Source organism: Pontiella sulfatireligans (assembly GCF_900890705.1).
Lineage (GTDB): Bacteria > Verrucomicrobiota > Kiritimatiellia > Kiritimatiellales > Pontiellaceae > Pontiella > Pontiella sulfatireligans.
In genome coordinates this window covers 2,059,050-2,080,715 of the sequence record NZ_CAAHFH010000001.1, presented here as the reverse complement: position 1 = coordinate 2,080,715, position 21,666 = coordinate 2,059,050, and the positions used below count along the sequence as shown (strand labels likewise).

Genomic DNA, 21,666 nt, shown 5'->3' with positions numbered 1-21,666 from the left:
ACCGTAGTTGCCATGGCCGTGAGTTCGTTCGGGTCGATCTACACGAACGATATGGATTATGTGCTGGGTGATGTTAAGCAGGCATTTATTCAAAATAAGATTTCTACGGAGGCGCAGTGTAACAATCTTCTGGTTGGGTTTCAGAAAATGGGGGTGAATGGGATTCGCGTGCCGATCTTTGCAACAGGACTTGATCCTAATAAACCCATGTTCGATTATTTTTATCAACAAGCCGTGGCTCAGGGATTCCTGGTTTTTGCCAATCCGGCCCAATCGAGTGGAGGCCACCGAATCGCCTGTGGCGTTTTAGGCGGTGATCGTTATCCTGTTAAGGATGATCCAGTAGCCACTCAAACGCTGATCAATAGGATTCAGGATTTTGCGGCAGAATATCCATGCAAGTGGATTAATGCATTCAATGAAGATGGACAGGCTGGAGCGGTTTGGAGTGCTGATCAGATGAATACCATTTATTCCACGCTGCATACTAATTTGAATGGGGCAGAGCAGGTCGGGCCTGGTGTGTGGGGGATTCCTGCAAGTATTCAGGTGTTAAACAATACCGACATGAGAGACTATATTGCCGTCGCTACAACCCATAATTTGGGTTTCCATCACAGCTCCTGGTCAACATTCATTGCTTTGGCCGATGCGGCGAATTTGCCCGTTTGGGATTCCGAAGTGAATCATTATGATAAGTACGGAACAGGAACTCGTTTGGAAGCTGCTATCGCAAATGAGGTGGATGGTTTGGTGCTATACGATTCATGGAAAGGCATCAGTTTGACCGATGGTTCTGTAAGTTCGGCTAACCAGACTCAGATGGCTTTATATTTGAAATCAACACCTGGTCTTGTGGCGAATTGGTCGATGAACGAGGAATCGGGTATCACCGTTCCGGATGATTCCGGCAGTGGGTTTGATGGCGTGACGACCAATGCTGCGTGGACTGACGGTATGGATGGAAACGCATTGCTGCTGAATGGAAGCAATGCGCTGGTCACCATTCCCGCAGCGGCTTTCGGAACCATTCGCGATGAGGTCACCGTTGCCATGTGGGTGTTTGGCGGCACGAATCAACCGTCTGACGATTCAGTTTTTTATGCAGAGGATGCCTCGGGGAATCGCATCATCAATATTCACCTGCCATGGAGCGATTCCAAGGTCTATTGGGATGTCGGGAACGGCAATGGATATGATCGCATCAGCAAAACGGCTGCATCGAACCTGTTTATGAATGCATGGAATCATTGGGTGTTTACAAAGAATGCGGCCGTGGGAAGCATGAAGGTTTATGTGAACGGGGAACCCTGGCATTCCGGTACGGGAAAAACGAAAGTTCCGGCAGGGATCATTTCGGCGGCCATTGGAACGGAAATGAATGGGACTTTTTACGACGGCCGTGTGGATGACGTTCGCCTTTATAACTATGCGTTGTCGACGAATGACGTGAGTAACCTGTATCAGAGCTATCCATATGTGGCAGGAACCTATGAACTGGAGATCAGTTCGGGCGGAATAGTAGACGATGGTTTTGGCGGCCAGACCATCACGTTCTCGGTCGTTGATTCTTTCCTTGGGCATAATTATCGGATCCAAGGGGCGGACGATCTGGTTAACTCGGATTGGAAGGACGCATCCAGAATTGTTCCCGGCAACGGGGGGGAGCTGCAAATTGCTATCCCCATGGATTCGGGAAAAACAAACCAGTTTTACAGGCTGGAAGTTTGGAAATAGCAGCGTTTTTTACCCATGCTAGGCGTCACATTAAGGGCTGTCGGGGAGTTTAAATATCGGATGAGCTATCGGCAGTGCCCTGCAAAATACGGAGTGGATTTAAAAATGAAACAATTCGAATGGTTGGCCATTTTCTGTGCCTTGAGCCTTGCGGCCATGGGCAATGCGCATAAGCCGAACATAGTTTATGTTTTGTGCGATGATCTCGGTTGCGGCGAAGTAGGCTACAACGGGCAGGAGATGATCCAGACGCCACAGCTGGATGCTTTGGCTGCCAAAGGCATGCGTTTTACAGCACACTATTGCGGTAGCTCGGTCTGCGCGCCTTCACGCGGTTCATTGATGACCGGAAAGCATCCGGGGCATGGCTATATTCGAGCCAACAGCCCGGGCTATCCCAATGGACAAACCCCCATTCCGGCCGACTCGGAGACACTGGGCAAGCTGATGCAGCGGGCGGGATACAAAACCGCGTGTATCGGAAAATGGGGGCTGGGCGGCGAAAAGCCGGACGGTACGCTGAACTACGGATTCCCGACCAAACAGGGGTTCGATTATTTCTTCGGCTATGCCGACCAGCGCCGGGCACACAACTATTATCCTGCATTCCTCTGGCGCAACGAAGAGAAGGTGCAGCTCGGCGGCAAGGTCTATAGTCACGACCTGATGACAGAGGAAGCGCTCAAGTTTGTCTCCGAAAATAAGACCCGTCCGTTTTTCCTCTATCTGGCTTATACGATACCTCACACCAAATATCAGGTTCCGGATCTCGGTCAGTATGCCGATAAGGATTGGCCGGAAAAAATGAAGATACACGCCGCGATGACTTCGCGCATGGATCGTGATGTGGGCCGCTTGATGCAACAGCTTGAAAAGTTAAAGCTTTCCGAAAACACCTTGGTCATTTTCAACAGCGACAATGGTGCGCACGGCGAACAGGGTTCCGAAAAATTCTTCAACACCTCCGGCGAATTACGCGGCATTAAGCGCAGCATGTACGAGGGCGGGGTGCGGTCGCCGATGTTTGCCTATTGGCCCGGAACCATCCGGGCGGGAACGGTCAGCGACCACATGTCCGCATTCTGGGATATGCTGTCGACGTTTTCCGAGCTGACGGGCGAACCGGTGCGTGGGGATACGGACGGAATCTCCATGCTGCCAAGCTTGCTGGGCAGGCCGCAGCCGCAAAAGCACGACTATCTCTATTGGGAACTTTACGAGCGTGTGCCGAATCAGGGGGTGCGCATGGGCAAGTGGAAAGGCGTGGTCGTGGATCGGCGCAAAGGACAGAAAATCGAGCTTTACGATCTGACCGCCGATGAAGGCGAGCAAAAGGATCTGGCGAACGAATACCCCGAGGTGGTGGAGCGCATCCGTCAGGCTATGAACGATTCGCATGAACCCAGCCCGTTGTGGGATAAATCATTCCCCGACCGTATGTTTAATGTGGACGCCGCCCGTAACGCTTCCGGCATTGCAAATGAGAAGCAGGTTTTTGCTAAGGTGCCGTCCGATTGGAAATGGGTTTCGCGCGACGGCACGGTGTCGCATAGTTCGTTGTCCGCTGAATGGGGTGTGCCGCACAACCATACGCTGCTGACGACGATGGAGGGCAAGCAGTCGTTTCACACCGATGCGGAAAAGGCGCCGTGGGTGATTATTGATCTCAAACAGGCGCAACCTGTGGTGGGACTCGAAATCCTGAACCGACCCGATGGCCATGCCGGGCGAACCCGCAATCTTCATGTCTGGATTTCCACGGATGGGAAAAACTGGCAGCAGGTATTCAAGACCGACAAGGCCGAACGCCAGTGGTTGGTGGATCTTCACCAGCCGAAACAGGCTCGTTATGTGAAAATCGGTTTGGTGAATTCTGAGCCGGAATATTTCCACCTGAAAGGTGTGAAGGTCTTTGCAGAAAAACACTAAGCCTCCGCATCGGGAACAGAAGAGCGTCGCGACCGTGAAAATATACAGATGTGCGCCAGATGGACGTAGTCGCTGACCAAACCCAAGTGGCACTTTGACGGAGACGGAATATCTGAGAGTTCAATCGGATTGAATGGAGATTCGGATACGATTGCGGTGTCGGTTCCGATGGATGCAACAAAATAAGTGTGTTCAGGGTAAAGCGCTCGAACGACGGGGACGGTTAGAATATGAAATGGATTGGTCTTTCAGGTTTATTGTTACTCGGAACTCACTTGATCTATGCCGCAGCACCGGCAGAAACGGTGGAGATCGATCCGGAAATCCGCGGCGTACTGATCACGGATCGGGGTTGCGACATCAAGAGTGCCAGTCAGATCAATGGCTTGACGGCAGCGGGCGAGCCCTATGACGGGAGTTGGGAGTCGTTGCAGAAGATGCCGGTTCCGGCATGGTTTGATGACGGGAAAATCGGCATCTTTATCCATTGGGGGCCTTACAGTGCCATCGGGTATCGCCAGGGAGGACGGGGTTATGCCGAGCACGTCCCCAAGCAAATCTATTCCGGGCGGGACCATTACTACCCCTATTTGAAGGAGCGCTGGGGAGCGACACCGCCGGAGTTCGGCTACAAAGATATTATTCCGGAGTTCAAAGCGGAAAACTGGGATCCCGAGGCGTGGGCGAAGCTCTTTGCGGATGTCGGGTTCAAGTATTGCGTTATGACGGCTGAACATCATGATGGCTGGGCAAACTGGGATTCAGATCTCACTCCTTGGAATGCAATGGACAAGGGCCCGAAGCGGGATCTCGTGGGCGATCTGGGAAAAGCCCTGAAGAAGCAGGGGCTTAAATATGCGCCGTCCTATCATCGTGAACGTCACGCCTCATTCTTCGGAAAGAAACTCTACGTTGTGAATGTGGAGCCTCAGGATGATATTGCCGAAGAGATCAGGCGTGTTCCCGAGGCGGCCTCTCTCTATGGTCCGTTCGGAATCTCCACGGCGTTTGTCGATGATTATGTGGCTCGTTGGAAAGAGATTCAGACGAAGTATCAGCCGGATTTCCTGTGGATAGATGATATCCCGATCTGGACCCGTGATGGAAACAAGGTGCTGGCTGGCCAGGCGAAACCTGAAGTTCAGTATTTCTACGATCAGTGCCGGCTCATGATCACCGATTTCATGAACGACGGTGCGGCGCGGGGGGCGGAAGTTTACGTCAACAACAAGGGCGGCAACCGCAACTGGCCGGATGGAGTGGGTTGTTTGGAGAAAGACAACCTCAAGCTCAAAGTGATCGGCCCAAAATGGGAAAGCTGCACGACCTTTGGAACGTCGTTCGGATATTTGGAGAACGATACGTACAAGTCGATCCCGAGCATCATCCACGAGATGGTCGAGGTGATCAGCCGCAACGGGAACTTTCTCGTGAATATTGGGCCTAAGCCGGACGGGACCATTCCGGAGCCTCAAATGGAACGTTTGCTGGCGATGAAGAGCTGGCTGAAGGTCAACGGCGAAGCCATTTACGGATCCCGCTACTGGAAGGCGAGCGAGCAGAAAAATGCGCGATTGGCTTTCACGACACATGGGAAAAACCTCTATGCGATCAGGTTCAAAAAGCCTGACGCGCCATTCGTCATTACAGGCACGGCAGCGTGGGGTGCGGAGAAGATTAAATCCGTTCGCCTGCTCGGATCAGATGCCAGCGTGGTTTGGCAGATGACGCCCCAAGGTTTAAGAATCACGCCACCTGCGGATCTTGGTCAGAGTGACCATGCCTGGTCTTTCGAGATTGTGACCGATGAGGAACAGCACCACCCGAACGTGATCCAACACAACGCGACCAAGGCCTTGCAAGGCACGAAAGAGGTCGATTTAGAAGGACATGATACAACGAAGATACGCGCCGTTCCGGGCTCAACGGTCGTGGTCGAAACCGCATCGAATGCCGATGGTTTTCAGAAGTTTCTTCCTCCGTCCGCTTCGGGCGCGAAGGTCACCGCGAACCAGAAAACCGGCAACGATCCACTAGCGTCACTAACGGATGGAAAAGTGGCCGCGAAGTTTGGTCCAGTGTTTGGAAACGGTATTCAAAATGGAGCCTATAAAATGGATTTGGGTTCGGTGAAATCGGTTTCGGCCATTACCAGCTGGTCTCATAATATGAAGGGATTCCGCGGGGCTCAAAAGCTGACCCTTTACGGATGCAACGCAACGGCCGATCCGGGGTGGGATCTGAACCGGTTTACACCGCTCGGCCTGATCGATACGACCGGAGAAGCCAAGGCGCCGTTCACGGCAGCCTCTCTGCGGGCCTCTGCCGGAAAGCCGCTTGGTGAGTTCCGCTGGATTATTTGGGCCGTTTCACCGATTACTGAAAAAGGCGGCGGCGAAAACACCGCTTTTCAGGAGCTTTCCGCCGAGTGCATCAAATAGGCATTACGTAGAGGTCTAAACCAGGACATACCTTAAATATGCAAATTAATAGAATCAGCTTAATCGTTGTTTTGGTTTCCGCCTTTGCTTCGGCTCATGCGGAAGAATGGTTATGGACGGGTGCGGACGATGGCACCACGTTTGACAATCCGTTGAACTGGGATCCTGCACCATCTTCCTTCCCCTCTCCGGCGACAAATGATCTTTGGATTGCGGGCGGTGCGCCGGTTGCGGTTTCCAATATTTATCTAGGCGCTCAGCGTCTGCGCATTTCATCCGGCTCGCTGGTTGCGGAAGGGATTTCCGCTGATGGAGATACCTCCGACCGTCGCGCCGGAATGATTCTTGAAGGTGGCTCGGTCGAGGCCGACTATCTCGAAGACGTGATGTGCGGGCTGGAAGGCGATGCCTCGCTGGTGCTGCGTAATACGAACTCCCCGCTGCGCGATGCGTGGATCGATCTCGGCTCGCTGGACTGTTCGGTGGTTTTCCAAGGGTTGGAACCCGCCGCTGTTGAGGCGCTGGCCAACCTGCGCGTTTCGGTGTTTGGAATCCAACCGGTCAGGAACAAAAACTATCGGCTGATCGATACCGGTTCGGACACCATCCTTGAACCCTGTTTCTATGAATGGACGGGCGACGGCGATGGCGTTTCGCTTTATCAGGGCGCAAACTGGGATACGGATCCCGATACAGCGGGCACTCAGTCAACGGATAATTGGAGCAGCACGAAGAAGGCTCCGGCCGGGCTCTATATTCCATCCGGCAACGTGGGGGGCGGCGGATTCGGCGTAAACCTGAATCTCTACCAGTTCCACATCGTTATGACCGGTGGAAAAATGAAGGGGCAGGGCGGGGGCGGCATCGTGGGTGGTGTGAATGCGCGTAATGACCGCAATCCGTTCCATCTTTCCGGCGGTACGCTGGAAATCGATTGGCTACGGCAGCTTGAACTGCATATGAGCGGGACAGGAAAAGCCGTTTTGCGCAGTGTCACTGAGGCGCTCGACAATGCGGTCGTCACCATGAAAGGCGAAGGCGTCTCCATTGAATTTACACAGGCCACATTCAATCAGGTGACCGATTATTACCTGCCTATGATTTCTGCTGACGGTGCGCTGGCGGTATCGCCGACCAACGGTGGTTTTGTCATCAATGTTCATCGCGACGCCGATGACGACGGCATGGACGATATTTGGAAAGCCAACTGGGCAGGTGCCGAGGATGGTGACGGCTTGGGTCTGTTGGGTGAATATTGGGCAGGCACCGACCCTTCGAATCCGGACACCGACGGCGATACGCTCCTGGACGGTGTAGATCCCGATCCGCTCAAGACTGATGCCGATGGCGACGGGCTGGCCGATCCCGACGAACTCGCAGCCGGAACCGATCCTCTCAACCCGAATTCCGATGGCGATCGTTTCCTAGATGGCGGCGAAGTGCTGCGCGGCACCGATCCGCTTAATCCGGAAAGCCAGCCGAGTGCGCCAAATATTATTCTGGTTATGGCGGACGATGCCGGCTGGGGCGAGCTGGGGTGCTATGGCAATACGGCCGTGCAGACGCCCGTACTCGATCAGATGGCGACGGAAGGGCTCCGCTTTACCAGTTTCTATGCCAGTGGCTGCGTCTGCGCGCCGACGCGCTATTCCATTTTGATGGGGCAGCACACGGGGCGCGCCGCGTTGCGCTCGTGGAATGTGCGTCTGCGCCCCGGCGACCAGACTCTCGCCACCATGCTTCGCGATGCCGGATATAATACCGGAGTGTTCGGCAAGTGGGGTGTCGGCGACGCCGGCAACGGGGGCATGCCGACGCAGGGCGGGTTCCATCGCTTTTTCGGCATCGTGGATCATCAGGAAGGCCACCGCCACTATCACCGCTACATGTGGCGCGATCTTGATCCGGTCTTCTATAATCCAGTAACTGCATGGAAGCACTGCGACCAAGCACTGGATTTTCCAGGGTCTGGAAATTCGGGAATCATGAACGGCAGCCTTGAAGCGAACCGTGGGAATCTTCATTCGCACGATCTCATCACACAGGAGCTGTTCTGTTTCATTCAAGATCATACCAACGAGGCGTTTTTTGCCTATTGGAATCCCATTCATCCGCACGGGCCACTGCAGGAAAGCGCACATCCGGACGATCTCGACGATGGCGACGGTCTTCTCGCAGACACCTCGGTGCGCAGCATGATTGACGCCTTCTATTCCGGTTCCGGCCTCGGCGGCGACCAGTCGATCCGCGCTTCTCAAACCACGTCCATCGATCACGACATGGGGCGATTGATCACGATGCTCAATGAAAAGGGTATAGCTGACAACACAATCATTCTGTTCACGTCCGACAACGGGGCGGATGCGGTTTGGGCGGATGATCCATCTCTGATGCTTGTGGGCGACTTAAACGGCAATAAGTGGATTCTGCACGAGGGCGGCATCCGCGTTCCGCTGATCGCATGGTCGCCGGCACTGATTCCGGCCAACGAAACCATCGACCATCCGACCGCGATGGATGATCTGTATCCAACGCTGGCGGAACTTTGCGGCGGTTCCAACCATCGGAACCTCACAGGGCACTCATTTGCCTCGCTGCTGACGGGCTGCGCATCGGCATCGCTCGACCCATGGCCGCTCTATTGGGAATGGGCGAGCGGAAACTATTGGGAGCGCGCACTGCGCTACGGCGATTGGAAACTGCGCCGCCTGCGTTCGAAGACGGATGCAACCGATACCTATGAACTCTACAACCTGACCGCAAACCGCCAGGAATCGATTAATCTGGTATTGACCGAGCCAGAAATGTTCGCGCAGCTCGCCAATATGATGGACGATCCCTACTGCCACGATGTCGGTTTTGAAAACTTCCGGGCGACGGACGAAGTGGCGCTGGCCGATGGCGACCAAAAGCTGGCAAAGGGAACCGTGGGTTTCATTCTCGACGAAGGAATGGCCACCTGGACGCCGCTGGCTGTGGCGCAGTCTAATGCGATCGGCATCACGCTCCGCATGAAACTTGATGCCGGGGAGCAGGGGAGCTTTGCCCTGACGGATGATAGCGCAACTGTTTTCCTGACTTTGGAAATTGATGAAGCAACGGGAACCTTCCGGCTGAACGGCACATCCGGTGCGTTGCCTGTTCCCGACGCCGATGGAGCATGGACGGCTACATTGGTTTGGGAACCGAATGGGCTGAGCCATGTGGATGTTGGCGGGACTATTGTTCAGCTTTCGTCGCCAGCCGGGATGTCGAACGTGGCGCAGGTGCGCTGCCAGTCGCCGGTCGGAACCGCCGAGTTCGGCAGCTTCCGCCTGCACGGAGTGGCCGCGCAAGTGGCGTTGGCGAAACTGGTGGTTGATCCAAAGGTTGGAAGCCAGCAATTGATCCAGACCCGACAAAGCGGTGCGAAGCAAGGCTGGGTCTACAAGCAAACGGACAGTTTAACCAACGGCTGGATCAATGCCCCTGTCTTGAAGGAATCCATACTGCCGGGCTACGGCGGATGGGAAACGGTCGAAACCAGCTTTCCGCTGGAATATCCATTGCCCGACCAGCGCTTCTACTCCTCCGTGTTTGAATAGGAGCATTCATCCCAGAGAGAATAAGTGCTGTGGCATGTCATTCCTAAGCCCTCACGAACGTTAAAGATTATATGAAGAAACTCATGATAATTGCACTATGTCTTACCGTTTCGGGCGTTGCACATGCTGCCACGTCCGGAGATGTAGTCGTATCCCCGGAGAATAAAGGTGTTTTCATTGATAAATTCTTTAAGGATTATAAATCAGGAAACAATCCCAATCCCAGTAACGGCGCGTTGGATGATCTGTTTATCGACGACGGCTTGAACGGTATCCGCACGCCGATCTGGGGCAATATTAACCAGCCTGCACACCCGACCAACGGGGTCGTAATCAGTTCCTATTACACGGGGCATGTGAATACCATCCTGCGGGCAAAAGAGCGAAATCCCGACCTGATTGTTTTCGCCAGCAAAAAACTCAATGGCGACGATTCCTTTCCGGACTGGACGAAGGATGGGAGCGGCGTTCTGGCCACGCCCTACGCCGAAATGCTGGCGGACTATATTGAATACATGGCCACACAAGGCATCGAAATCGATGTGCTAGGCATCGACAACGAACGGCAATACAACGAAGGCAACATCACTCCGAGCCGCCACAAGGATATTGTTGATGAACTCCAGGCGCTTTCTACGGCACGCGGTTTTCCCATGCCGCTGATCATCGGCCACGAAGACTTCCAGCCGAACCGCAACAGCTGGATGGCCAATCTGATGAATAATGGTTGGGGCGACCGGCTCGATCTCTTTGGTACGCACTACTATCCCAATTCCCGCCCGCTGGCCAATCTGCAGTCGGATCTTGGATGGGCGGGGTCCCGCGAAAAGTGGCACACCGAGCTGCATTGGGACACCAAAGCGGAAAATGATGATATGGACGAAGCCGAACAGGCCATCTGCGCTTTGTGGGATTGTATTGACAATGGAATGAACGGGTTCATGTGGTGGAGTTATTCTCGTACAGGATTCCGGGGAAGCCTGATGAAGGCCTGCTCTGTTCCGATCACTCAGGCGCATGCTCTTGCCGTGGACGATTTTGACGGGGCGGGAATTTCAACGCTGGGTAAACTGCAAACCCGCGCTTTTCTGAAGGGCAGCCAATTGACCATCTATGCGTTAAACGTCAATTCCGGTTCTGATTATTCCAATATGGTTTTCCGCATCGACAGTGGCCGCATCCTCGGCCATGTTTCGGCGCAGCAGTGGACGAGCACGAATCAGACGTCGGGAACGGTTTCAGCAATGGTTCCGCTGGATGGCCAATCCTTTGAGTTCACGCTGCCGGACCGCTCTATCAGCTCGTTCACCTTCACGTATGCGCCCGGCGGCTTATTTTCGCATTATCCGTTCGAAGGCGATGCCGATGACATTTCGCCCAATGCATTGCACGGCACAGAAATCGGTGGCGTGTCCTATCCGGCAGGGCGCGCCGGCTTCGCGGCATCCGGCACCATCGGTATTCCTTTTGCCTCGTTCGATGATCTGCTCGCCGCCTTCTGGCTGAAGACTGATGTCTCCAGCGGTGCCCTGATTGCGGGCGATGAGCTGACCGTGGATTTGGCGGCTTCGAACGTGGTCTTTTCCATTGGCACGAATTCGGTCACTTCGTTCAAGCCAATCAACGACGGACGGTGGCATCATGTGGCTGCCGAACGCACGGTGGCCGTCGGCGAAATGCGGCTCTATGTTGATGGCCGTCTCGAAGCCTATGGCAACGGTGCGGGCGCAGCGCTGAGCGAAACCAGCCTCGTGCTGGGTGGTTTTGCGGGGCTGCTGGACGAAGTCAAATTTTATGACCGTGCGCTGCAGTCCAACGATGTCTCCAATCTTTATGCTCCATCTGTTCTGCTGGATGTGGGAGGCAATGCCGAGGAAAGGGGGCCAGTCGAAAGCTTTGTTGCATTGACGCAATGTCCAGCTGGCTCGGACTACCCCTATATAGATCTGGTTGAAGATGACGGATCATGGCTGCCCGGCTATAACGGGACGACAAAACGTAATATGGCCACCGCAACGGCGAGCGATCCGGCATTGCCTCCAAACGCAGGAAGCCAGTATTTCAAGACCACGACCGGAAGCTGGTGGCGCGGCATGAACAAGCCACAACTTGACAACCTGCTGGTCGAGGCGGGCACCTACACCGTGAGCTTCTACGTCGGCGACGCCGATACCAACGTGCTGTTTTGCTCGGCGGGCGATACCAATCTTCCTGTCGCCGGAAACCACGTCGGCCTCACCGCTACCGATCCGGTCAACCCGGTGCTGCCCGACATGAATGCTTCCGTCAACTCGCTGCTGCACTATCTTGATCCAGCGGTGACGGTAAACTTCAATGTGACCGCTGTACCCGGTGATGGCCAGTGGATGCAATGGGGCATCGACTACACCGTACCGACCAATTCCCCTATGATTGGAAGAGAGCTGGGGTTTCTTTTCCGTAAACCGTCCTCCAGCATCCCAGAAACTACGGCCGCTTTCGATGGGCCGCTTATTATTGATTTTATCCCGGCTGAAACGGGTTCTGAACCTTGGCCACTGATTGAGTATGATCTTGCCGGGAGTACTGCGACGCCGACAAATGATTACGATGCACTGCCTTCGCTGCTGGTTATGGGAACGAATGCCATCGTGCCGGTCGCCGACCTTATCGAAGAAGGGACAGAGCACATTGTCCTGGATCTGATCCCATCGACTAATTACTACATCGCCGGATCCGCAAGTGGAATCATTGCCATCATTGATCACCCCATGGATGCGTGGCGCGCCGAGGAGTTTGGGGCCAATGCCGCAAATCCCGCCATTGCGGGTGATGTGGCGAATCCGGATGGGGATGCGCTAAGCAACGAACTCGAGTGGACGTTGGTGACCGATCCTCTTGTGGCAGACCGGCCGGCCATGACCCCGACCATCAGTGACCCTTATTTCATTGCCAGCTATAAACAGCGTTTGAACGGCTTCTATACGGTGGGCGCGAGCTGGAGCTGTTCTTTGACCGATCCTGATTGGCGAACCGATGACATGATAACGTCGAAAATCGGGGAAAGCGGCGATGTCGAAACATGGGCTGTACTCCTGTCGCTCGAAGGGACGAACAAGTTTGTACGAATTGAAGTGAGTGAGTGAGTAAGGTGCCAATTATGTTGAGAGTTGCGATAACAGTTTTAGGTCTGTGTGTTAGTGCGAATGCATACGACGAGGTAGTGGTGTTTCCAAAGGAGAAGGGGGTGAAGATCAACCGCTTCTTTTATGATTTCAAATCACCTTCCGCTCCCAGGAAGTTTTCCCAGAACGGGTTTGCGAAAACGCTGTTGGAGGATTATGGGTTCCATGGCATTCGCACCTCAATCTACGGTACCGGAAAAAAGCCGGCTCATCCGGAACCCGGGGTGGTGTTGGAAGAGTACTACAGAGGGGAGACTGACGGGTTGAAGCTGGCCCAAAAAATCCGCCCGGACCTGATCATTTTTGCCAGTAAAAAACTCGATGGAACCGAATCCTTTCCCGAATGGACCAAGGACGGTAATGGAGTCATCCCCGAAAAATATGCGATTCTCGTCACCGATTATCTGGAATACATGGAAAAGGAGGGACTGAGGGTTGATGTGCTCGCCATTGATAACGAACGCCGCTTCAACGAAGGCGATATTATGCCGGACAAGCATCGTTCGATTGTGGAGGAACTACGCCGACTGATGAAGAAGCGCGGGTTGCACATGCCCAAAATCATCGGGCACGAAGATTTTGCCATGGGGCGCGACGACTGGATGAAACGGTTCGAAAAGGAGGGCGACGACACCATGGATATTTTCGGGGGGCACTACTACCCCGAATGGCGCCATCTCGACCGCCTCAAGTCTGATCTCAAATATGCCGGTAAGCGCGAGAAATGGCACACTGAGCTGCACTGGGATTCCAAACCCGCCGACGATCCGTTTATGGTCGCCACCAAGGCCTATCTGGCGCTCTGGGATTGCACGGATAACGGGATGAATGCATTCATGTGGTGGGATCTGAATCCAAAAAAAGGATTGAGAAACCATCTGATGCATGCGGTCACGGCGCCGCTTGTCAACGCCTGGCCGATTAAGGTGATCGATCCCGACGGCTCGGAAACGGTTGATGAAATGGAACTGCACACCCGGGCATTTCTTCAGGATGACACGCTGACGATTTACGCGGTTAATTTAGATCCGTCCAAAGCGTGGAAGGATCTTCGCTTCAAGTTCGCCTCCGGCCGCATTGTTGGAGAAGTTGAAGGGCGGCAATGGGCGGATGGGGGTCCCGCCGAAGGCAAAGTTAGATCGTTTAGTCCTTTTACTCGGAGCAGTTTTCGTGTTGATCTTGCTCCGCGCACCGTCAATGTGTTTGCCTTTAAGATTAATCGATAAAGACGGCCTGCTGCACAACGAGAATCAGGGTCTGCCCCTCAAAAGGAAGTTTGTTCAATGAACGTAAAGAAATCCATAATCACAGGTCTGTTGTTTCTAGCATTGGGATCGGTCGCTCTCGCTTCAGCGCGACCAAATTTTGTGTTCATTCTTGTAGATGATCTCGGAATTCGCGATATCGGCGTGGAGGGCAGCACTTTTTACGAGACGCCGAATATTGATGTGTTGGCGAATTCGGGCATGCGGTTTGAAAACGGCTATGCGGCCTGCCGGGTTTGCAGCCCATCGCGTGCCAGCATTATGCTGGGTACGGCACCGCCTCGCCATGGCATCACTCAATATATAGGCGCCAAGTCCGGCATGGCCTACAATCGGGGCGATCCTGTCATGCCGACCGAATATGTTCACAACCTGCCTGCTTCCGAGACGACGATGGCGGAAGCGCTGCGCGCCGGAGGCTACGCCACGTTTTTTGCCGGGAAGTGGCATCTGGGCGACGAAGGTTCGTGGCCGGAAGACCACGGCTTCGAAATCAACAAGGGGGGATGGAGCAAGGGTTCGCCCATGGGTGGATTCTTCGCTCCGTGGAAAAATCCTCGCCTCGAAAACGGCCCCGCCGGCGAATCGCTGACCTTGCGTCTGGCCGAAGAAACCGCCTCTTTTATTGAATCCAGCAAGGATAAGCCGTTTCTCGCCTATCTTTCTTTCTACGCTGTGCACGCCCCGGTTCAGACCACTGAAGAGCTGTGCAATAAATATCGTGAGAAGGCGAAGAAGATGGGGCTGGATGATAACGATGAGCGCTTTATGTTCGATCGGCGGCTGCCGGTGCGGCAGGTACAGGACAACCCGATTTATGCCGGTATGATGGAGACGCTCGATGATGCCGTCGGCATTGTGCTCGATAAACTTACGGAAACAGGGCTCGATAAAAACACGGTGGTCATCTTTACCGGCGACAACGGCGGCGTTTCTTCGGGCGATGCTTTTGCGACCAGCCTGTTGCCATACCGAGGGGGCAAGGGCCGCCAGTGGGAAGGGGGCATTCGTGAACCCTATTACATCCGAGTGCCGGGCATGACCAAACCGGGGTCGATTACTCCGGTGCCCGCAATCGGAATGGATTTTTTTCCGACGATGCTCGAACTGGCCGGTCTGCCACTGATGCCGAAGCAGCACGTTGACGGCGTTAGCCTTGTGCCCGTGCTCAAGGGCGGAACCATTGCCGATCGCGATCTGTTCTGGCACTATCCGCACTATGGCAATCAGGGCGGTGAGCCCTCGTCCATCATCCGTTCCAAGGATTGGAAGCTGATTTACTACCACGAGGACGGGCGCTATGAGCTCTACAATCTTTCCGACGATCTTGGAGAGCAAGCTGATGTGGCATCGAAGTATCCTGAAAAGGCGGCTGACCTGAAAAGCAAACTCAATGCCTGGCTGAGCGATGCCGGTGCCGTTATGCCCAAACCCGACCCTCGTTTCTCGACAGAAAAATTCGAAGCAAAAGTCGAAAATGCCCGCACAAAAAAACAACAGGGCCTCGAAAAAGATCATGCCCGGTATCTGGAACCCGGTTGGAAGCCCAATGCCGATTGGTGGGGCAGCTCCGCCGCGGACTAGGCATTCTGCAAACGAAAGATATATGAAGGAATCAGGTGCAGATGCCATGATGCGATTCGGGATAGTTTCAACGGTGAGTCTATTGCTTGTTTTTTCAATGACCGGTGTCGTGCACGCTTTCGAGCCATTGCTTGATAAGACGGTGGAGATGCAGCGGGAGTTGGAACGGTTGGGACGAGATGAGTCTGCCATCGCTGCGGCATTCGAGCTTGTCCATCAATATGAAAGCACGGTCGGTCCGCTTTTCATGACGCCGGAAACCCAACGAGGTTTCCCTCGAAAACCTGCGGGCGGATTGAAATTAGAACGAGCCATTTTTTCCATTCAGCAGGGATTGATGGATTATGCTTACACCCCAGAGAATCTGAAAAAGTTCAAACGCACGCTCGAGGGTGCTAAATTTGAAACCTCCGCTTATTTTCCCGGAGCGGTCGAGCCGCCATCCCGCCCCGATAGGATACAGACGGTGCGCATTAACGCTTCGCAACCGGCGATGGCGGGAAGTCCGGTAGCCTATCAGACTGATCCTGCACGTCGTCCGACGGGATGCTATCTGGCACCGGGCTGTATTGCTGAGGTGGCGGTGCCGCGTTCGATGGTGAACAAGGGCTATTCCGTGCGTGTCGGTGCGCACTCGTGGGATTTGGAAAAGAAGCCCGTGATCAAACGGTTGGATCGTGTGTCGCTGGTGTATCCAATCACGGAGTCCCGGACGCTGATTGCGAATCCTTTGGGCGGGGGAATCTATATCGAGGTGCCGTACGAAGCGGATGCGGGTATCGTGACGATACAGATGAAGAACGTTGTCCGTTCACCGTTTTTCTCGGCGCGAAACTTTGATAAAACGACCTTGGCCGACTGGAGTAAAACGGAGCGGAAGCACCCAGGGCCGTGGACGGACTTTGAGTCTGACAAGTTCATGATGCAGGTGCCGACGAGCTGGATTTGCAATCTTGACGATCCGACGACCCTGATGCAGGACTGGGACAAAGCCATGGACGGGGTTTCCGAGCTGTTCGGTCGCCCGCTCGTGCGGTCTAAAACCGTGCTGTATTTACAGGTGGATGCAACGTTGCGTGGCAATGCCAATTTTCCTGGATACCCGCAGTCCAACTATGCCTACGACCCGAATAATCCCGCGCAGTGCAGACATTCTTGGATGATTAAGGGGCCGCAGTATGCCAACTGGACGGTATTGCACGAGGTGGGTCACTCCCAGCTGTTTTCCAAGTTCAAGGGCGAGGTTGAGGCCGCGGTGAACCTGCCGCATGTTGCCGTTATGAATCGCAAGTTTGACTGGAGCCTGGATCAGGCGTTCGGCGATGCGGTGAACAATATGAAATATCTCGCCATCGATGAGGTGGCGGTGATGTGGATGGTTACTGAAAACTTCCGGCTGGGCAATCCTATGAATATTTCCAACCGTCCGGGCGATGAAACCAAATACCAGCACCGCGGATTCGGGCGGTATGTGGAGATTGCCAACCTGTTCGGGTGGGAGGTGCTCGGCCGCTTCTGGAATGAGGAAAACGAGCGCTATCAACCGGGTGACAAAGTGCCGCAGAACAACGATCCCACTGATGATCGCATACTTCGGCTTTCGAAAGCCGCGGGAGCCGACCTGACGCCGCTGATCCACTTTTGGGGTGTGCAACCGGAGAATCCTGACGCGCTAGCAAAACGGATGCGAAAAGAAGGGTTGAAATCATCGCGCAAAATATATGAGCGTCTGCAATACTATAAAACCATGATTCCGATGGATAATGCCGCCTTTAATAGGCATACGGAAACCATATACCCAAAGGGGCTGGGCAAACCGAAAAATCTGCTTTATGGCGAGGGCTGGTACTCGGTTTGGCTGGATCGGTATAGCGAGGAACACGGCAGGGCGACGCAGATCGCCTTGCAGCAGATTATTGATCAATATTTTGACGAAGGGGTGAGAAAATGAAAAAAATTCTAGTCAACTCCGGACTTGTTGTCCTTATGGGCATGATGTTCGCGCTCGAAACCGATGCTGCCCCAAAGCAGAAAAAGAAGAGCAAGTTTAATTATTCGGAAGCGTCGGAAGTCCAGCCGCTGAATCAAGCGCCGTCCAGCTCTTTGTCATTATGGTATAACCGTCCGGCCACGCATTGGGAAGAAGCGCTGCCGGTCGGCAACGGGCGATTGGGGGCGATGGTCTATGGCGGGGTTTCGCAGGAACTCATCCAGCTGAACGAGGATTCCATCTGGGCAGGCCCGCCGGTTCCAGTGGTTAAGGAAAACATCCGAGGCACCATCGATGACGTTCGGCAGCTTCTCTTCGACGGGAAATATGTAGAGGCGCAGAAAAAGCAGCAGGCGGTTATGGCCGAGCGCATCTCGCCGAGAAGCTACCAGACGATGGGGGAGCTACGCCTCGATTTTGGGCACACCAATACCGCGAGCGGGTACCGCCGAGATCTGGATCTCGACACGGCAATTGCTTCCACGCGTTACAAAGTAGGGGGCACCACCTTTACCCGCGAAGTGACGGCAAGTGCGGTGGATGATGTCATTGCCATCAAAATCACGGCGGATAAACCCGGTTCCGTGTCCTTCCGTGCCCGGGTTGAACGGGATGGGGTTTTTGCGGTTACGGCGGAAGGAAACGATACTCTGATTGCTTCCGGCCAGGCGTCGCAAGGCGACAAGCATATGGGCGTCAAGTTTGCCAGCGTCTATAAGGTGGAGACCGAAAACGGCACCACTCGGATTGAAGACGGGGTGCTATTGATCGAATCGGCGGATTCCGCCATCCTCTATATTGTGGCGGAGACCGATTACAACCGGGAAGATACCGCGCAACCGTTTACGCATGACTTGGTTGAAAAATGCAATAATATCATTTCTGCCGCGCAGAAAAAAGGCTGCGACAAGCTGAAGGCGGATGCCGTTGCTGCGCATCAGGCGCTGTTCCGGCGGGTCGTCTTAAATCTTGGAAAACCCTCAAGCAGGCCGACCCTTGATCGGCTGAAAGGCTATGGCAAAGGCGAGGATGACCCGAATTTTGAGGCGCTGTATTTTCAGTATGGCCGCTATCTGCTGATCACCTCGTCGCGCCCGGGTTGCATGCCGGCCAATTTGCAGGGCATCTGGTGCAAGGATCTGGAGGCGCCCTGGAACAGCGATTACCATATAAACATTAATATGCAGATGAACTATTGGCCTGCCGAAACCTGCAACCTGTCGGAGTGCCATCTGCCGTTTATGGACTATATTGAACAGCTGGTGCCTTCGGGCAAGAAGACCGCACAAGATCTGTATAGCTGTCGGGGATTCTTGGCCGGCCACACCTCCGATGCCTGGCATTTCACTGTGCCGTTCGGCAAGGTCCAGTATGGCCAGTGGGTTGTTGGCGGCGCTTGGTGCACCCAGCACTTTATGGAGCACTACCGCTTTACCGGCGATCAGGAATTCTTGATGGATCGGGCTTATCCGATCCTGAAGGAAACATCGCTCTTTTTTCTGGATTGGCTGGTTAAGGATCCAAAGACAGGCAAGCTGGTGTCTGGGCCGAGCACCTCGCCGGAAAATGTATTTTTCGCGCCCGGAACAAAAACGAAATGCAACCTGACCATGGGGCCATCGATGGATCAGGAAATTATCTGGGATGTGTTTTCAAATACGCTGGAAGCTTCGAAAATTCTCGGCATACGGGATGAATTCACCCGTAACGTTCAGCACGCGCTCGACAATTTGGCGCTTCCGCAAATTGGAGCAGACGGCCGGCTCATGGAGTGGACGGAAGAATTTGAGGAACCTTCGCCCGGTCATCGGCATATTTCCCATCTGTTTGGGCTCCATCCCGGCCGCCAGTACAACGTATACAACAGCCCGGAAATGGTCGCTGCCGCCAGAAAGACTATTGATTACCGCCTGTCAAAAGGCGGCGGGCATACCGGCTGGAGCCGGGCGTGGATCATCAACTTTTGGGCGCGTTTCCGGGACGCTGAAAAGGCGCATGAAAACATGGGCCTGCTACTCAAGAAATCCACCTACAACAACTTGTTCGACAAACATGCGCCTTTCCAGATCGACGGCAACTTTGGCGGCACGGCCGGCATGGCTGAGATGCTGCAGCAATCGCACGCCGGCCTTATTGAACTGCTTCCCGCGCTGCCGAAAGCCTGGGCGGACGGATCGGTCAGCGGCCTTTGCGCCCGAGGCGGGTTTGAGGTGGACATGGCGTGGGAAAACGGAACGCTCGTCACGGCCACGCTGCGTTCGAAACTGGGCAACCCATGCACAGTTCGCTACGGCGACAAAACAGCTGCGTTAAAAACCCAAAAGAACGGCACTTACGACTTAACAACGATTTTACGATAAGGATTGCGAATGAGAAACCATCGGTGACAGTAATTCTTGCCGTTTAGGTCTGATCCTTTCTTCGCCGGCGCGTCACTTTTTGCGATGAGCCGGCGTTTATAGTGTAGGAATGGGTGCCATTGGTTGGCGCCTTGATTTATTTAGCGGAGAAAATGCGATGATGAAGAGATGGAACTATTTGGTGTTGTGCTGTGCCATGGCGACAGGGGCAGCGGCTGCGTCGCGGCCGCTTGTGGCGAGCTCGCCGAAACCAAACATAATTTATATTTTGGCCGATGATCTCGGCTACGGCGATTTGAGCTGTCTGGGGCAGGAACATTTCCAGACGCCGAACATTGATGCGCTGAAAGAGAAGGGCATGTTTTTTGCGAACCATTATTCCGGCAGCACGGTCTGCGCGCCGTCGCGCTCGGCTTTGCTGACCGGCCAGCATACGGGGCACACATTCGTGCGTGGGAACAAGGAAATCATGCCTGAAGGGCAGCATCCGATCCCCGACGAGGTGCTGCTTTTGCCGGAAATGCTGAAGCCCGCCGGCTATGTTAGTGGCGCGTTCGGCAAATGGGGGCTGGGCTATCCCGGCTCTGAGGGCGATCCGCTTAAGCAGGGCTTCGATGTGTTTTACGGTTATAACTGCCAGCGGCTTGGACACCACTATTATCCCTTTCACCTTTGGGATAACGAAGAGAAGGTGGTTCTGGACGCCAATGCTGGAACGGCCAAAGGTGCATATGGGCCGGAGCTGATCCATGAACACACGCTCAAATTTATTGAGGACAACAAAGACCGGCCGTTCTTTTGCTATGTCGCGTCCATCATCCCGCACGCCGAGTTGGCGGCTCCCGAGAAGTACATGAAACAGTTCAGCGGGATAATAGAAGAAGGAGAGCCCTACGAAGGGGTGGATGAAGGGCCGGAGCTGCGCCTTGGCCGTTATCAGTCGCAAGCGGAACCCCATGCGGCATTCGCGGCGATGATTACATTACTTGACGATCAGGTCGGTGAAATTGTTGCGCTGTCGGAGAAATTGGGCATTGCCGACAACACGCTGATTATCTTTACGTCCGACAACGGCGCGCATCAGGAAGGCGGGGCGGATCCGCAGTTTTTCAACAGCAACGGGCCGTACCGCGGTTATAAGCGCGACCTTTTCGAGGGCGGGGTGCATGTGCCGATGATGGCCTATTGGCCGGGCAAGATTGCATCGGGAACGACCTCGGAGCATATTTCTGCTTTCTGGGATATGGTGCCGACGTTCACCGAACTGGCCGGTGTTGAAACGCCAAAGAATACGGATGGCCTTTCCATGGTTCCGACATTGCTAGGAAAGGGCGGCCAGCCGGAGCACAAGTACCTCTATTGGGAGTTTCATGAAAAGGGCGGCCGTATTGCCGTACGCATGGGCAAGTGGAAGGGCGTGCGTTACAACGTACTCAAAAATCCGAATGAACCCATGAAGCTGTTCGACCTTTCGGTTGATCCCGGCGAGCAGAAGAATATCGCCGCCGAGCATCCAGAGACGGTTGAGCAGATCCGGCACATCATGGATGGCGCGCGCACCCACTCCGAAATCTTCACCTTCGGCCAGACGCAGTTTAAAGGAGAATAGTAT

The 21,666-nt window shown here is 54.3% G+C and carries 10 protein-coding genes; all 10 read left to right on the top strand.

The features are described 5' to 3' along the window. Positions 1-51 precede the first annotated feature (51 nt). The 10 genes from SCARR_RS07000 to SCARR_RS06955 all read left to right on the top strand — a co-directional run bounded on the left by SCARR_RS07000 (position 52) and on the right by SCARR_RS06955 (position 21,663). Entirely contained in the window at positions 52-1,737 is a 1,686-nt protein-coding gene (locus SCARR_RS07000) for a LamG domain-containing protein (RefSeq protein ID WP_168433077.1), read from the top strand. A gap of 105 nt (positions 1,738-1,842) precedes the next feature. Next, the gene (locus SCARR_RS06995) at positions 1,843-3,666 is read left to right on the top strand and encodes a sulfatase-like hydrolase/transferase (protein ID WP_136060783.1); all 1,824 of its coding nucleotides are present in this window, start codon (positions 1,843-1,845) and stop codon (positions 3,664-3,666) included. A 275-nt stretch (positions 3,667-3,941) separates the two neighbouring features. Continuing rightward, positions 3,942-6,107: an alpha-L-fucosidase gene (locus tag SCARR_RS06990; RefSeq protein ID WP_222846208.1), complete on the top strand. Its 2,166-nt coding sequence runs from the start codon at positions 3,942-3,944 to the stop codon at positions 6,105-6,107. A gap of 38 nt (positions 6,108-6,145) precedes the next feature. Continuing rightward, positions 6,146-9,691: a sulfatase-like hydrolase/transferase gene (locus SCARR_RS06985; RefSeq protein ID WP_136060781.1), complete on the top strand. Its 3,546-nt coding sequence runs from the start codon at positions 6,146-6,148 to the stop codon at positions 9,689-9,691. Between the two features lie 83 nt (positions 9,692-9,774). Continuing rightward, positions 9,775-12,816: a LamG-like jellyroll fold domain-containing protein gene (locus tag SCARR_RS06980; protein ID WP_168433076.1), complete on the top strand. Its 3,042-nt coding sequence runs from the start codon at positions 9,775-9,777 to the stop codon at positions 12,814-12,816. 101 nt (positions 12,817-12,917) lie between these two features. Continuing rightward, positions 12,918-14,081: a glycoside hydrolase gene (locus tag SCARR_RS06975; RefSeq protein WP_136060779.1), complete on the top strand. Its 1,164-nt coding sequence runs from the start codon at positions 12,918-12,920 to the stop codon at positions 14,079-14,081. A gap of 57 nt (positions 14,082-14,138) precedes the next feature. Next, positions 14,139-15,704: a sulfatase gene (locus SCARR_RS06970; protein WP_136060778.1), complete on the top strand. Its 1,566-nt coding sequence runs from the start codon at positions 14,139-14,141 to the stop codon at positions 15,702-15,704. Between the two features lie 46 nt (positions 15,705-15,750). Continuing rightward, positions 15,751-17,655 carry a M60 family metallopeptidase gene (locus SCARR_RS06965; RefSeq protein ID WP_222846207.1) on the top strand — a complete coding sequence of 635 codons (1,905 nt, stop codon included), beginning with the start codon at positions 15,751-15,753 and terminating at the stop codon, positions 17,653-17,655. Beyond that, a complete protein-coding gene (locus SCARR_RS06960; RefSeq protein WP_222846206.1) occupies positions 17,652-20,054 on the top strand; it encodes a glycoside hydrolase family 95 protein in 2,403 nt (800 codons plus the stop codon). The genes SCARR_RS06965 and SCARR_RS06960 overlap by 4 nt, the downstream gene beginning before the upstream one ends. Before the next feature lie 160 nt (positions 20,055-20,214). Then, positions 20,215-21,663: an arylsulfatase gene (locus SCARR_RS06955; protein WP_407984805.1), complete on the top strand. Its 1,449-nt coding sequence runs from the start codon at positions 20,215-20,217 to the stop codon at positions 21,661-21,663. Positions 21,664-21,666: the final 3 nt, after the last annotated feature.

Coding starts and splice junctions, on each gene's coding strand:
- SCARR_RS07000 (WP_168433077.1), top strand. CDS start 52: ATGGATTATGTGCTGGGTGATGTTAAGCAGGCATTTATTCAAAATAAG.
- SCARR_RS06995 (WP_136060783.1), top strand. CDS start 1,843: ATGAAACAATTCGAATGGTTGGCCATTTTCTGTGCCTTGAGCCTTGCG.
- SCARR_RS06985 (WP_136060781.1), top strand. CDS start 6,146: ATGCAAATTAATAGAATCAGCTTAATCGTTGTTTTGGTTTCCGCCTTT.
- SCARR_RS06980 (WP_168433076.1), top strand. CDS start 9,775: ATGATAATTGCACTATGTCTTACCGTTTCGGGCGTTGCACATGCTGCC.
- SCARR_RS06970 (WP_136060778.1), top strand. CDS start 14,139: ATGAACGTAAAGAAATCCATAATCACAGGTCTGTTGTTTCTAGCATTG.
- SCARR_RS06965 (WP_222846207.1), top strand. CDS start 15,751: ATGATGCGATTCGGGATAGTTTCAACGGTGAGTCTATTGCTTGTTTTT.
- SCARR_RS06960 (WP_222846206.1), top strand. CDS start 17,652: ATGAAAAAAATTCTAGTCAACTCCGGACTTGTTGTCCTTATGGGCATG.
- SCARR_RS06955 (WP_407984805.1), top strand. CDS start 20,215: ATGAAGAGATGGAACTATTTGGTGTTGTGCTGTGCCATGGCGACAGGG.